The organism is Streptomyces sp. NPDC059866, assembly GCF_042731325.1.
GTDB lineage: Bacteria > Actinomycetota > Actinomycetes > Streptomycetales > Streptomycetaceae > Streptomyces > Streptomyces flavusporus.
On the sequence record NZ_JBHWJT010000019.1, the window covers coordinates 40,817 to 54,248 of the forward strand.

The window sequence follows — 13,432 nt, forward strand, 5'->3', positions numbered from 1 at the left end:
CGGTGCGTCGTGTGCGGGTGCGTCGTGGCTGGTCGCGCCCGCGCGGCGGAGCCGCATGTCGATACAGCCCCGCGCCCCTGCGGGGCGCTACCCGACCGCAGGATGTCCCGACCGCCCGTCACTTGAGCAGGCGGGACATTCTGCGGTCCGCCAGTGGCTTGCCGCCTGTCTGGCAAGTGGGGCAGTACTGGAGCGAGGAGTCGCTGAAGGAGACCTCCCGGATCGTGTCGCCGCACACCGGGCAGGGCTCGCCGGTCCGGCCGTGGACGCGCAGGCCGCTCTTCTTCTCGGCCTTGAGGCGTCCGGCCGCCAGGCCCTCGGAGCGTTCGACGGCTTCCGTGAGCGTCGTGCGCAGGGCCTCGTACAGTCTTCGGGTCTCCTCGGGTGCCAGGGAGGCGGCGAGCTTGAACGGGGACATCTTCGCGGCGTGCAGGATCTCGTCGCTGTAGGCGTTGCCGACGCCGGCGATGAGGCTCTGGTCGCGCAGGGCGCCCTTGAGCTGCCGGCGTTCGCCCTGCAGCAGCGCGGTGAACCGGGCCTCGTCGAAGTCGTCGGCGAGCGGATCCGGGCCGAGCCGGGCCACGCCGGGCACCTCCTGCGGGTCCCGGACGACGTACACCGCGAGCCGTTTCTGGGTGCCGGCCTCGGTCAGGTCGAAGCCGGCACCGGTCTCCAGCGCGACGCGCAGCGCCAGTGGGCCCTTGCCGGGGCGGGGCGGGCCGTCCGGGAGGCGGTCCTTCCAGTGGAGCCAGCCCGCGCGGGCGAGGTGGGTCACGAAGTGCGGGCCGCCGTCCGTCTCGCAGTCGAGGAACTTGCCGTACCGGTGCACGGCGGCGACCTCGTGGCCCTCGACGGCGGCGAGAGGCGGGTCGTACGTCTTGAGCACACTGATCGCCACCGGCAGCACACGTACGATCTCGTGACCGACGAGGTGGTCGGTCAGGAAGTCCTTGAGCGCTTCGACCTCGGGCAGTTCCGGCATACGTCCAGAGTGCCATCGGGGACCGACAGCGCCACGGGGATTCAGCGACGTTCCGGCACCACGAACTCGGCCCACACGCACTTGCCGCCGCCACGCGCCTCCACGCCCCACACGTCGGTGAGCAGCTCGACGAGGAGCAGGCCGCGTCCGGAGACGCAGGAGTGGGTCGCCTCGCGGCGGCGCGGCAGGGCGCTGGAGGAGTCCTCGACCTCGACGCGCAGCCGGCGGTCGGAGCCGGACAGGACCCGCAGGGTGACGATCGCGGCGCCCTCGGTGTGCATCAGGGCGTTGGTGATCAGCTCGTCGGCGACGAGTTCGACCTCGTCGGAGCGGTCGGCGGCACCCCAGGCGCCGACCGCGGCGCGGATCATGTGCCGGGCCTCGGTGAGGGCCTCCGGGTCGCCGGGGGCCACGTGCTGCTGGAGCCGGCCGCCGGTCTGGGGGGCGTCCAGGCCGCGGCGGCGCAGCAGGAGCAGCGCGACGTCGTCCTCGCCACCGCGTTCCTCGGCCACGTCGATGAGCAGGTCGGCGAGTTTCCACACGTCCTCGGGGCCGGAGGCAACCAGCGCGGTGAGGGCCTGCATGCCGTCGTCGAGGTCGGCGCCGGGCTCTTCGACCAGGCCGTCGGTGCAGAGCAGCAGGGTGTGGCCGGGGTCGAGCTCGACGGTGCCGACGGGGTACTCGAGGCACCCGAACTCGGCGGACAGGCCGAGCGGCAGGCCGCCCGGGACGGGCACGCGGCGGCAGCTGCCGTCCGGGGCCCGGATCAGCGGGTCGATGTGGCCGGCCCGGACCACCTGGACCACGCCGGTGGCCAGGTCGGCCTCCGCGTACAGGCAGGTCGCGAAGCGGTCGGTGTCCAGTTCGTGGAGGAAGACGGAGGCGCGCGCCATCACCGTGGCGGGCGTGTGCCCCTCGGCGGCGTAGGCGCGCAGGACGATGCGCAGCTGGCCCATGACGGCGGCGGCGTGTGTGTCGTGGCCCTGGACGTCGCCGATGACGGCGCCGACCCGGCCGCCGGGGAGCGGGATCAGGTCGTACCAGTCGCCGCCGATGTCCCGGCCGAGGGAGCCCCCGGCGCCGCCGGCCCGGTAGCGGACCGCGACGTCGGCACCCCGCACGCTGGGGATGGTGCGCGGCAGCATGGCCTGCTGGAGACCGCTGGCCAGGTCCTTCTCCTGCTCGTAGAACATCGCCCGCTGCAGGCTCTGCGCGATGCTGCTGCCGAGCGCGACCAGGATGTTGCGTTCCTCTGGGGTGAAGCCGCGGCGGTCGTTGTAGAGCAGGCCCATCGCGCCGATGGGCTGGGCCTGGACGATGAGCGGCAGATAGGCGGCCGAGGTGATGTCGAGGTCGGTGATGTGCGGCCACAGGATGGGATAGCCCTCGGCGAACTCCTCCGGGGACTCGATGAAGCGGGGGCTGAGGGTGCGCACGACCTCGCTCATCGGGTAGGGCTCGTCGATACGGGTGATCAGCGTGCCGGGCACGAAGCTGCCCTCGGGGCCCTCGGCGACCAGCCGGATGCGTCCGGCCTCCACCAGGCCCATGACCAGACTGGCCGCGCCGAGGTGGGTGACGCCGTGGGTGTCCTTGAGGACGTCGATGACGTCCTGGACGGTACGGGCGTGCGCGAGGGCGGCCGTGGTGAACTCCACGACGTCGGTCTGATCGCGCCGGGCGTGGTCCTGGCCGGCCGGTTCGCGGCGCGCCGCGAACTCGCCGAGCTCCTGGGTGGCGTCCCGGACGATGCCGATGATCCGGCGCGGCCGGCCCGTCTCGTCGCGCCGGATGTAGCCCTGGGTGTGGGTCCAGCGCAGGGTGCCGTCGCGGCGGCGGAGGCGGAAGTAGGCGCCGTAGTTCTCGCTGCCGTCCTTGATGGCCTGGGCGACCAGGGTGTCGAGTCGTCGGCCCTCGGTGCGCGGAACCCGGACGCCCAGGGACTCCGGGCGGCCGTCGTATTCCTCGGGACGCAGGTCGAAGACCTCGTGGGCCTGGGGGTCCATATGGAACAGACCGGTGTCCAGGTCCCAGTCGAAGCTGCCCATCTGGTTGAGCGCCAGGATCGGGTCCGGGTGGGCGGGCCAGTCGTCCGGGAGAGACAGGGCGCTCGCTCCCCGATCAGCCATGCGCCCACTTTGCCAGCATTCGACCGATTCTTCGACCGGGTCAGCTGCCGAGGACATCGGGTGGACTGCCGGAGATGTCTGCTTCACTCTCCTGTGATCACGTAAACAGAGAGGGTGGAAGCAGAGAGCGACGAACCCGCCCGGGGGCAGACCGTGCCGACGCCAGAATGGAAGAGAGGAGCGCATGCCCGTGGACTGGTTCACCGCACCCGACTACTGGCTGAGCCGGCTGGTCTTCCAGCGGGCTCTGGCCGGCGTGTACCTGGTCGCGTTCCTGACGGCGGCCCTGCAGTTCCGGGCGCTGATCGGTGCCCGCGGGATGCTGCCGGTGCCGCGGTTCGTCGAGTACATACCCTTCAAGCGGGCGCCGAGCCTCTTTCAACTCCACTACTCCGACCGTTTCTTCGCGGTGTGCGCTTGGTCGGGCTGTGCGGTGTCGGCGGCGCTGCTGGCCGGCCTGGACTCGCTGCTGCCGTTGTGGGGCGGCATGCTGCTGTGGCTGGTGCCGTGGGCGCTGTATCTGTCGATCGTCAACGTCGGCCAGACCTGGTACGGGTTCGGCTGGGAGTCCCTGCTGCTGGAGGTCGGCTTTCTCGCCGTGTTCCTCGGCAACGACGAGGTGGCGCCGCCGATCGTGGTGCTGTTCCTGCTGCGCTGGATCCTGTTCCGGGTGGAGTTCGGCGCGGGTCTGATCAAGCTGCGCGGGGACGAATGCTGGCGGAAGCTGACGTGCCTGGACTACCACCACGAGACCCAGCCGATGCCGGGCCCGCTGAGCTGGTTCTTCCACCGTCTGCCGCGCCCGCTGCACCGGGTGGAGGTGGCCGCCAACCACTTCACCCAGCTCGTGGTGCCCGTTCTGCTGTTCACCCCGCAGCCGGTCGCCACCGCCGCCGCCTCGCTGATGATCGTCACGCAGCTGTGGCTGGTTCTGTCGGGCAACTTCTCCTGGCTGAACTGGATCACCATCGTGCTGGCCCTGTCCGTGGTGCAGTTCCCGGCCGACCCGCCGGCGGTGCCCGACGCTCCCCTCTGGTACATGGTCGTGGTCCTCGCGGTCGCCGCGCTGATCGCGTTCCTCAGCTACCAGCCGGTCCGCAACATGATCTCCCGCCGCCAGATCATGAACCGCTCCTTCGACCCGCTCCACCTGGTGAACACCTACGGCGCGTTCGGCAGCGTCAGCCGGGTGCGGTACGAGGTGGTGGTCGAGGGCACCGCCGACGCCGTACCGCACGAGGACTCCGACTGGCGGGAGTACGAGTTCAAGGGCAAGCCCGGTGATCCCCGGCACTGGCCGCGCCAGTTCGCGCCGTACCATCTGCGGCTGGACTGGATGATGTGGTTCGCCGCGCTGTCGCCCGCGTACGCCGGCTCGTGGTTCGGCGCGCTGGTGGAGCGGCTGCTGGAGAACGACCGGGACACGCTGAAGCTGCTGCGCCGCTCGCCCTTCCCGCCCGACGAGCCCCCGCGGTTCGTCCGCGCCCGGCTCTTCCGTTACCGCTACACCACCTGGCGGGAGCTGCGGGAGACAGGTGCGTGCTGGGAGCGGACGTATGTGCGGGAGTATCTGCCGCCGACCCGGCTGGCGGAGGTGGCTCAGAGGCCGTAGACGCGGGTGGCGGTGGTTTCGAAGACCCGGGTGCGATCGAACGGGCCGAGCAACTGCTCCGCTGTGGCAAGCACCTGACCGTACGACGCCGCCAGAGTGCACACCGGCCAGTCGGAGCCGAACATCAGCCGGTCCGGGCCGAAGGCGTCCAGCACCGCGTCGGCGTACGGGCGCAGGTCGTCGACCGTCCAGGAGGCGAGGTCCGCCTCGGTGACCATGCCGGAGAACTTGCAGACAGTGTTGGGGAGGGCGGCCAGAGAGCGGACGGCGGTCTCCCAGGGTTCTCGCTCCCCGGAGGCGATGGGCGGCTTGCCCAGGTGATCGAGGACGAAGGTGAGCTGCGGCAGTGCCTCGGCCGCCTTGACGCAGGCCGGCAGCTGGTTCGGCAGGACGACCAGGTCGTAGACCAGCCCCATGTCCGCGACGGCGGCCAGTCCGCGCCGTACCTCCGCACGCAGCAGCCACTCCGGGTCGGGCTCGCCCTGGACCTGGTGGCGGATGCCCTTCAGGTACCGCCCTCCGGGCAGCTCCCGCAACCGGGCCAGTTCCTCGGCGACGTCCGGGCGGGTGAGGTCGGTCCAGCCGACGACACCGGCGATCAGCTCGTGCTCGGCGGCGAGGGCCAGGAACTCCGGGGTCTCCTCGGGCACAGTGATCGTCTGGACGAGGACCGTACGGTCGACTCCGGCCGCCCGCGCCTCGGGGGCCAGGTCGGCGACGGTGAAGTTCCTTCTGAGCGGCTGAAGTACGGGGCCGGTGATCCAGTCCTGGTCCCGCACCGACAGGTCCCACACGTGGTGGTGGGCGTCGACGACGGTCACGGCAGCTCCCACACGACGGGCAGCCCGGCGTCCGCGCCCTCGCCGGAGTAGTCGTGCACCACGTCGAGCAGCTCGGCCATGCGGGCCTGCCAGGCCACGTTGACGGGCAGTTTCTCCAGCTCGGCGAGCAGGCGGCCGTAGTCCTCGCACTCCAGGACGTGGAAGAGGTCGGTGCCGCTGCGCCAGATCGTCCAGGAGGTGGCACCGGCGGCCCGGATGGCGTCCGTGAGTTCCTTCGGGACCTCGCGGTGGGCGGCCTCGTACTCGGCGATGCGGTCGGGGCGGACCTTGGTGTGCAGGGCGACTCTCATGACGTCTCCTCGGTGGGGAGCAGGCCCGTCTCCCGCAGCTCCTGCCAGAAGGCCGCCGGCACGGACGTGCGGAACTGCTCGGCGCAGTCGTCGACCTCGGCGGCCGACCGGGCGCCCACGAGAACGCTCGCGACCGCCGGATGCGCGGCGCAGAAGGCCAGGGCGGCGGCGCGCAGGGTGGTGCCGTGGCGGTCTGCGACGGACTTCAGCCGCAGGGCGCGGTGCAGCAACTCGGGTGACGCGGTGGCGTAGTTGTACGTCGCACCCGGCTTCGGGTCCGCCAGGAGGCCGGAGTTGAAGGCGCCGCCGATCACGACGGAGGTGCCGCGTGCCTGGGCGGCGGGCAGCAGCTCGGTGAGCGCCCCCTGGTCGAGCAGCGTGTAGCGGCCGGCGCACAGCACCACGTCGACGTCGGTGTCACGGACGAAGCGGGTGAGCATCTCCGCCTGGTTCATGCCGGCGCCGATCGCGCCGACGACTCCCTCCGAGCGGAGCTTCTCCAGCGCCGGGTAGCCCTCCCGGAAGGCCCACTCGGCGTGGTCGTCGGGGTCGTGGAGGTAGACGACGTCGACGCGGTCGAGGCGGAGCCGTTCCAGGCTGGCCTCCAGGGTGCGTCGTACGCCGTCCTCGCTGAAGTCCCAGACGCGGCGGTGCGTTGCGGGGACGGCGAAGCCGTTGCCGAGGTCGTCGCCGGTGCCGTCCGACGGTTCCAGGCGGCGGCCCACCTTGGTCGAGATCGTGTACTGCGCGCGGGGGCGTTCGCGCAGGGCCGCGCCGAGGCGGCGTTCCGACAGGCCGAGGCCGTAGTGCGGCGCGGTGTCGAAGTAGCGGATGCCGCGCTGCCAGGCGGCGTCCACCGCCTCGTACGCCTGCTGCTCGCCCACCTCGGTGTAGAGGTTGCCGATGCCCCCGGCGCCGAAGGCCAGCTCGCTGACCTGGACGGCGCTGCCGCCGAGCCGCTTCACCGGCCCACCGGCCGCAGGCGCAGGCCCTGCATTCCGCCGTCGACGGCGAGGGCGGTGCCGGTGGTGGCCCCGGAGAGGGGGCTCGCCAAGTAGGCGATGGCGCCCGCGACTTCGGCGGCCGAGACCAGGCGGCCCGTGGGCTGGCGGGCCTCCAGAGCGGCGCGTTCGGCCGCCGGATCGTCGGCCGCATCCAGCAGACGGCCGACCCACGGGGTGTCCGCGGTGCCGGGGTTGACGCAGTTGACGCGGATGCCCTCGCGGACGTGGTCGGCGGCCATGGCGAGGGTGAGCGAGTGGACCGCGCCCTTGGTCGCGCTGTACAGCGCCCGCTGCGGGAGCCCCGCCGTGGCCGCGATGGAGCAGGTGTTGACGATCGCCGCGTGCGCGGACCGGCGCAGATGGGGCAGCGCGGCGCGGGCGACCCGGACCATGCCGACGACGTTGACGTCGAGGACCCGGTGCCACTCGGCGTCGTCGTTGTCCTCGACGGTCCCCTGGGCGCCGATACCGGCGTTGTTGATCACTACGTCCAGTCCGCCGAGGCCGGCAACCGCGGCCGCCACGGCCTGGCGTACAGAGGCGTCGTCGGTGACGTCGGCGCGGTGGGCGAGCAGCGGCTTCTCCACCGACGACGGGTCGAGGTCGAGCACGGCGACCTGGGCGCCGCGCTCGGCCAGGAGTTCCGCGGTGGCCCGGCCGATGCCGGAGGCGCCGCCCGTCACCAGGGCCTTGAGGCCCTCGAAGTCGCTCATGCGGCCCGGCCTTTCTTCTGCGTCTCGAGGTCGGCGGCCCAGAAGGTACCGCCGGGGAACGTGTACCGCGCGATCGACTCGGGCCGCATGGCGGACGAGAAGCCCGGCGCGAGGGGTGCCGTGTAGTGACCTTTCCTGATCACCACCGGGTCGAGGAAGTGGTCGTGCAGATGGTCGACGTATTCGATGACGCGGTCCTCGGTGGTGCCGGTGACCGCCACGTAGTCGAACATCGACAGGTGCTGGACGAGTTCGCACAGTCCGACGCCGCCCGCGTGCGGGCACACCGGCACGCCGAACTTGGCGGCGAGCAGCAGGATCGCGAGGTTCTCGTTGACGCCGCCCACACGGGCCGCGTCGATCTGCAGGACGTCGAGGGCGCCGGCCTGGAGGAGCTGCTTGAAGACGACCCTGTTCTGCACGTGCTCTCCGGTGGCCACCTTCACCGGGGCGACGGCCTTGCGGATGGCCGCGTGGCCGAGGACGTCGTCGGGGCTGGTGGGCTCCTCGATCCAGTACGGGTCGAACTCGGCGAGGGCCTTGGTCCAGCGGATCGCCTCGTCGACGTCCCAGCGCTGGTTGGCGTCGATCGCCATGCGGATGTCCGGCCCGACGACCGAACGGGCGACACGGCAGCGCCGTACGTCGTCCGCCAGGTCCGCTCCGACCTTCAGCTTGATCTGCCGGAAGCCGTCGGCGACGGCCTCGGCGGCGAGGCGGGTGAGTTTGTCGTCGTCGTAGCCGAGCCAGCCGGCGGAGGTGGTGTAGGCGGGGTAGCCGCGCTCCAGGAGCCGGGCGACGCGCTCCTGCGAGCCCTCCCGGCCCCGGCGCAGGAGGGCCAGTGCCTCCTCGGGCGTGAGCGCGTCGGAGATGTACCGGAAGTCGATCTGCCGGACGATCCACTCGGGGTCGGCGTCGGCGAGCAGCCGCCACAGCGGCTTGTCGGCACACTTGGCGGCGAGGTCCCACACGGCGTTCATGACCGCGCCGAGCGCCATGTGCATCACGCCCTTCTCGGGGCCGAGCCAGCGCAGTTGGCTGTCGCCGATCAGGTCGCGGTTGAGGGTCCCCGGGTCGGCGCACAGCTCGTCGACGGACCGGCCCACGACATGGCCGCGCAGCGCCTCGATCGCGGCGACCTGGACCTCGTTGCCCCGCCCGATGGTGAAGGTGAATCCGTGCCCCTCCAGCCCGTCCCCGGCGTCGGTGCGCAGGACGACGTACGCGGCCGAGTAGTCGGGGTCCGGGTTCATCGCGTCGGAGCCGTCGAGCTCGCGCGAGGTGGGGAAGCGGATGTCGTAGGTGTCGACCGCGATGATGCGGGCGGAGCTCGGGGACACAGAGGGCCTTTCGGTCGGTGGCAGTCAGGCGCGGGTCAGTCCTGCGCGCGGCCCGTCGTCACGCGGGCGATCATGAGGGCGACCAGGATGATTCCGCCGTAGATGGCCTGGATCCAGAAGGACGGGACCTGGGCGAGGGTGAGCAGGTTCTGGACGACACCGAGGAGGAGTACGCCGGTCAGTGCGCCGAACATGGTGCCCTTGCCGCCGTCCAGGCTGATGCCGCCGATCACCGCGGCCGCGAACACGGTGAAGATCATGTTGTTGCCCTGGTTGGCGCTGATCGCGCCGACATAGCCCGTCTGGATGATCCCGCCGACGGCCGCGAGCATGCCCGCCACGACGAACACCCCGAGCATCACGCGCTCGACGCGGATACCGGCCGCGCGGGCGGCGTCCGCGTTGCCGCCGATGGCGTACAGGGCGCGCCCGATGCGGTGGTACCTCAGCACGAATCCGGCGGTCGCGAAGGCCGCCGCCGCGAGCCACACCGACATCGGGATGCCGATGAAGGTCGTGGTGGCGAGGGAGTAGAAGCTGTCGGGCATCCCGAACAGCGTCTTGCCCTTGGTCGCCCCGACCAGCAGACCACGCAGGACGATCAGCATCGCGAGCGTCACGATGAACGCGTTGAGCTTGAACTTCACGACCAGGATGCCGTTGAAGGCACCGACGGCCGCTCCCGCGACGACGATCGCCGACAGGGCGAGGGCGGCGGGGAGTTCGGTGCCCCAGCCGGACTGCGCGGCGGGCAGGACGAGGAGCGCTCCGACGGCGGGTGCGATGCCGACCACCGACTCCAGGGACAGGTCGAACTTGCCGGTGATGAGAACGAGCGACTCGGCCAGCACGACCATCGCCAGCGCGGCGGAGGCGCCGAGGATGGAGATCAGGTTGCGCTCGGTGAGGAACGAGTCGTTGACCAGCGCGCCGAGCATCAGGAGGAGCAACAGGGCGGGAACGAGGGCGAGTTCGCGTGCGCGGCGGAGCAGGACCGTCCTGGCCGCACGGGGATCGGGGACCTTGACGGGCGTAACCGGTGGGGCCTTGGTGTCAGCCATGGTCCACTCCTTCGATGGAGGCGATCAGCTCGTGGTCGCGCCAGCCCGCCGGGTGCTCGGCGACGACACGGCCGTGGAACAGGACGAGGACGCGGTCGCAGCGGCGCAGGTCGTCGAGTTCGTCGGAGACGACGAGCACGGCGGTGCCGTCCTCGCGGGCGCTGTCCATGCGGGCGAGCAGGGACTCCTTGGACTTCACGTCGACGCCCGCGGTGGGGTTGATCAGCACGAGCAGACGGGGGTCGGAGGCGAGGGCGCGGGCCATCACGACCTTCTGCGCGTTGCCGCCGGACAGGTCGGAGACGGGCTGGTCGGGGCCCTCGGTGTGGATGTCGAGGCGTTCGATGAGGGCGGTGGCGAAGCCGCGCTTGCGTTCGGTGCCGACGAAGCCGAAGCGGCCGAGCCGGTCGAGGACGCTCATGGTGGCGTTGTCACCGATGGTCATGCCGGCGACCAGGCCCTGGTCGTGCCGGTCGCGGGGCACGCAGGCGACACCGGCCTTGAGAGCGGCCTGCACATCGCCGAACGGCAGCCGATCGCCGCCGAGTTGAGCGGTACCGCCGGTCGGGGTGTGCAGTCCCGCGAAGGACTCGGCGAGCTCCACCTTGCCGCTGCCGCTGATCCCGGCGAGTCCGACGACCTCGCCGCGGCGGACAGTGAGGTCGATGTTCTCGTACGACGGTGAGGTGAGGCCGCGCGCTTCGAGGAGGACGGGCGCGTCGTGGTCGACGTCCCCGGGGTCCGCGGCCTGTTCGGCGATGGTCTCGATGGACTCGCCCGCCATGGCCTCGACCAGGGCCCGGCGCGAGAGTTCGGCGACCGGTGCCGTCGTGATCCAGCGGGCGTCGCGCAGGACCGTGACGGTCTGGCAGACCTCGTACACCTCCTGGAGGTGGTGCGAGATGAACAGGAAGGTGACGCCGGAGTCCTGGAGTGCCCGCATGCGGGAGAACAGCCGCTCGATCTCGCGGTTGTCGAGCTGGGCGGTGGGCTCGTCGAGGATGATGAAGCGGGCGCCGAAGCTCAACGCCCTCGCGATCTCGACCATTTGGCGGTCCTCGATCTTGAGGTCGGCGGTGCGGGCCTCGGGGTCGACGTGTACGTCCCAGGTGGCGAGGAGGTCGGAGGCCTCAGCCCGCAGCCTGCGCCAGCTGATGAAGCCACGCCGGAGCGGCTGGCGGTTGATGAACAGGTTCTCGGCGACCGTCAGCTCGGGGACGACGGTGGGCTTCTGGTAGACGCAGGCCACCTTGCGGCGCCAGGCGTCGCGGTCGGCCGGCGGGGGCGCGGGGTGACCGTCGAAGCGGACCTCGCCCTCGTCCGCCGCCTGGAGGCCGGTGAGGATGTTGACCAGGGTCGACTTGCCGGCGCCGTTGCGGCCGACGAGGGCGTGGGACTCGCCGGGCAGGACGGTGAGCCGTCCGTCGGCGAGGGCGGTGGTGGGGCCGTAGCGCTTGACGATGTCCCGCGCATCGACGAGGGGCGTCGTCATTTGACCGTGTTGCCCCAGAGCTCGGGGTCGTCGACGTTGTCCTTGGTGACCAGCGGGGCGGGCAACTGGTCCTCGAGGATGCCGCTGGGCAGCTTCACGATGGTCGAGTCGTGGTCGGTGGGGCCGGGCTCGAAGGTCTTCCCCTCCATCGCCGCCTTGATGTAGTACATGCCGTACTTGGCGTACAGGTCGGCGGGCTGGGAGACGGTCGCGTCGATCTCGCCCTTGCGGATGGCGTCGTACTCCTGCGGGATGCCGTCGTTGGAGACGATCGTGATGTGACCGGCCTGCCCGGCCTTCTTCAGCATGCCCTTCGACTTCAGGGTCTGGAGGGTCGGCGCGAGGTAGACGCCGCCGGCCTGCATATAGATGCCCTTGATGTCGGGGTTGGCGTTCAGGAGGGTGTCGAGCTTGGAGGCCGCGGTGTCGGACTCCCACTTGGCCGGGATCTCCAGGACCTCGAGCTTGGGGAAGTTCTTCTTGACGCAGGCGCGGAAGGCCTCGGAGCGGTCGCGGCCGTTGACGGAGGCGAGGTCGCCCATGATCTGCACGACCTTGCCGGAGCTGATGTGCTCGCCGAGGTACTGGCAGGCCTTCTCGCCGTACGCCACGTTGTTGGCGCGTACGACCATCGCGACCTTGCCCTTGTCGGGCGCCACGTCGACGGCGACGACCGGCACGCCCTTGCGCTCCGCCTGGTCGAGGCCGGCCTCGATGGCGGCGCTGTCCAGCGGGGCCACGACCAGGCCCTTCACGCCCTGGTTGAGTTGGTTGTTGATGTCGGTGATCTGCTGCGAGGGGTCGCTGTTGGAGTTGACCGTCTTGAGCGCGTCGACGCCTTCGGACTTGGCCGTCTTCGGCACGTAGTCGTTGTACGACTGCCAGAACGGCGAGGTCAGCAAGGGCAGGATCACTCCCACCTTGCCGGTACCGCCGCCTCCTCCGGCGCTGGAGGCGCCGGTGTCCTTGGTGCTGCCGCACGCGGCGAGCACGAGCGAGACACCGGCGACCGCGACCACCGCCTTGACCATCCTTGACCTGTTCTGCTTCCGCGCTGTTGTGCCGGGCATCTGGCAGCTCCTCGTTGAGCGTGTCGAGCAGATGCCCGCATATTTATCAGACCACTTTGCCGGTACAACACCCTGCGGAGGCAGATTCTCGCTGTTTTGGCCGCAGTGGTCCGACCAACCTGGTGATTACACTGCCGCTCACCAGGCGCCCTCAGGCGCCTCGGGCGACGGGAGGAACGGCGTGGACGAGACAGCCCCGCAGAAGGGCACCGTGACGCAGCGCGCCATCGAGCAGATCAAGGCGATGATCGCCGAGGGGCGGCTGGAGCCCGGCCAGCGGCTGCCGACCGAGCGTGATCTGGCGGCCCGGCTCGGCATCTCCCGCAGCTCGATGCGCGAGGCGATCCGCGCGCTGACGGTGCTGGGGGTGCTGGAGGCCCGGCACGGCTCCGGCATCTACGTCACGCAACTGGAGGCCGGCGACCTGCTGGAGACGTTCGGTGTGGTGGCCGACCTGTCCCGCGGTCCCCGTCTGGTGGAGCTGCTGGAGGTGCGCCGCATCCTGGAGTCGACGGCGACGGCCCTGGCGGCGGCGCGCATCACACCGGACCGGCTGGCGGAGGTCGAGAAGCACCTGACGGCGATGAACGCCACGGACGACCCCGAGGAGATCCTCGCCCACGACCTGGCGTTCCACCGCGAGATCGCGGCAGCTGCCGGCAACGACACCATGGCCGCCATCCTGGAGGGCCTGTCCTCCCGCACCTTCCGCGCCCGCGTCTGGCGCGGCTACCAGGAGGAGGGCGCCTTCGCCCGCACCCGCCGCGAACACGCCGCGATCCACCGCGCCCTGGCCGCCCGGGATCCGGAGGCGGCCCGGGCGGCGGCGGCCGCGCATGTGGGCGAGGTGGAGGAGTGGCTGCGGGACCGACTCGCGCGGTGAGCGGTCCCGCGAGG

General features: G+C 71.1%; 12 protein-coding genes. 2 read left to right on the top strand and 10 right to left on the bottom strand.

Annotated elements, in window-relative coordinates; translation table 11 throughout:
- Nucleotides 1-118: 118 nt before the first annotated feature.
- Both ACFV7R_RS28000 and ACFV7R_RS28005 read right to left on the bottom strand, forming a co-directional pair.
- Nucleotides 119-982: an Fpg/Nei family DNA glycosylase gene (locus ACFV7R_RS28000; protein ID WP_385268269.1), complete on the bottom strand. Its 864-nt coding sequence runs from the start codon at nucleotides 980-982 to the stop codon at nucleotides 119-121.
- A gap of 41 nt (nucleotides 983-1,023) precedes the next feature.
- A complete protein-coding gene (locus ACFV7R_RS28005; protein WP_385268271.1) occupies nucleotides 1,024-3,111 on the bottom strand; it encodes a SpoIIE family protein phosphatase in 2,088 nt (695 codons plus the stop codon).
- 190 nt (nucleotides 3,112-3,301) lie between these two features.
- Here ACFV7R_RS28005 and ACFV7R_RS28010 point away from each other — a divergent pair, with 190 nt between their 5' ends.
- Nucleotides 3,302-4,723, top strand: coding sequence for a lipase maturation factor family protein (locus tag ACFV7R_RS28010; protein WP_385268550.1), 1,422 nt, complete (start codon nucleotides 3,302-3,304; stop codon nucleotides 4,721-4,723).
- Here ACFV7R_RS28010 and ACFV7R_RS28015 read toward each other — a convergent pair.
- From ACFV7R_RS28015 to ACFV7R_RS28050, 8 genes are read right to left on the bottom strand one after another with little or no spacing between them, the layout of a single operon-like run.
- Nucleotides 4,711-5,544 carry an amidohydrolase family protein gene (locus ACFV7R_RS28015; protein ID WP_385268273.1) on the bottom strand — a complete coding sequence of 278 codons (834 nt, stop codon included), beginning with the start codon at nucleotides 5,542-5,544 and terminating at the stop codon, nucleotides 4,711-4,713. The two genes, ACFV7R_RS28010 and ACFV7R_RS28015, sit on opposite strands and share 13 nt — an antisense overlap.
- A complete protein-coding gene (locus ACFV7R_RS28020; RefSeq protein ID WP_385268275.1) occupies nucleotides 5,541-5,855 on the bottom strand; it encodes an L-rhamnose mutarotase in 315 nt (104 codons plus the stop codon). Before ACFV7R_RS28020 ends, ACFV7R_RS28015 begins: the two co-directional genes overlap by 4 nt.
- On the bottom strand, nucleotides 5,852-6,820 hold the full coding sequence (locus ACFV7R_RS28025; RefSeq protein WP_385268277.1) for an aldo/keto reductase: 969 nt from the start codon (nucleotides 6,818-6,820) through the stop codon (nucleotides 5,852-5,854). The genes ACFV7R_RS28020 and ACFV7R_RS28025 overlap by 4 nt, the downstream gene beginning before the upstream one ends.
- Nucleotides 6,817-7,572 carry an SDR family NAD(P)-dependent oxidoreductase gene (locus ACFV7R_RS28030; protein WP_385268279.1) on the bottom strand — a complete coding sequence of 252 codons (756 nt, stop codon included), beginning with the start codon at nucleotides 7,570-7,572 and terminating at the stop codon, nucleotides 6,817-6,819. The genes ACFV7R_RS28025 and ACFV7R_RS28030 overlap by 4 nt, the downstream gene beginning before the upstream one ends.
- Entirely contained in the window at nucleotides 7,569-8,912 is a 1,344-nt protein-coding gene (locus ACFV7R_RS28035) for an L-fuconate dehydratase (protein ID WP_385268281.1), read from the bottom strand. The genes ACFV7R_RS28030 and ACFV7R_RS28035 overlap by 4 nt, the downstream gene beginning before the upstream one ends.
- A gap of 35 nt (nucleotides 8,913-8,947) precedes the next feature.
- Complete coding sequence (locus ACFV7R_RS28040) at nucleotides 8,948-9,973, bottom strand: ABC transporter permease (RefSeq protein ID WP_385268283.1); 1,026 nt, start codon at nucleotides 9,971-9,973, stop codon at nucleotides 8,948-8,950.
- Nucleotides 9,966-11,465: a sugar ABC transporter ATP-binding protein gene (locus ACFV7R_RS28045; RefSeq protein WP_385268285.1), complete on the bottom strand. Its 1,500-nt coding sequence runs from the start codon at nucleotides 11,463-11,465 to the stop codon at nucleotides 9,966-9,968. Before ACFV7R_RS28045 ends, ACFV7R_RS28040 begins: the two co-directional genes overlap by 8 nt.
- Nucleotides 11,462-12,535 carry a sugar ABC transporter substrate-binding protein gene (locus ACFV7R_RS28050; protein WP_385268287.1) on the bottom strand — a complete coding sequence of 358 codons (1,074 nt, stop codon included), beginning with the start codon at nucleotides 12,533-12,535 and terminating at the stop codon, nucleotides 11,462-11,464. Before ACFV7R_RS28050 ends, ACFV7R_RS28045 begins: the two co-directional genes overlap by 4 nt.
- Before the next feature lie 181 nt (nucleotides 12,536-12,716).
- Between ACFV7R_RS28050 and ACFV7R_RS28055 the strand changes: the two genes are divergently transcribed.
- On the top strand, nucleotides 12,717-13,418 hold the full coding sequence (locus tag ACFV7R_RS28055) for a FadR/GntR family transcriptional regulator (RefSeq protein WP_385268289.1): 702 nt from the start codon (nucleotides 12,717-12,719) through the stop codon (nucleotides 13,416-13,418).
- Nucleotides 13,419-13,432 lie beyond the last annotated feature (14 nt).

What these genes read in the sequence shown, in the direction of transcription:
- ACFV7R_RS28005 (WP_385268271.1), bottom strand. Translation starts at nt 3,111, where the DNA reads ATGGCTGATCGGGGAGCGAGCGCCCTGTCTCTCCCGGACGACTGGCCC.
- ACFV7R_RS28045 (WP_385268285.1), bottom strand. Translation starts at nt 11,465, where the DNA reads ATGACGACGCCCCTCGTCGATGCGCGGGACATCGTCAAGCGCTACGGC.
- ACFV7R_RS28040 (WP_385268283.1), bottom strand. Translation starts at nt 9,973, where the DNA reads ATGGCTGACACCAAGGCCCCACCGGTTACGCCCGTCAAGGTCCCCGAT.
- ACFV7R_RS28050 (WP_385268287.1), bottom strand. Translation starts at nt 12,535, where the DNA reads ATGCCCGGCACAACAGCGCGGAAGCAGAACAGGTCAAGGATGGTCAAG.
- ACFV7R_RS28020 (WP_385268275.1), bottom strand. Translation starts at nt 5,855, where the DNA reads ATGAGAGTCGCCCTGCACACCAAGGTCCGCCCCGACCGCATCGCCGAG.
- ACFV7R_RS28000 (WP_385268269.1), bottom strand. Translation starts at nt 982, where the DNA reads ATGCCGGAACTGCCCGAGGTCGAAGCGCTCAAGGACTTCCTGACCGAC.
- ACFV7R_RS28030 (WP_385268279.1), bottom strand. Translation starts at nt 7,572, where the DNA reads ATGAGCGACTTCGAGGGCCTCAAGGCCCTGGTGACGGGCGGCGCCTCC.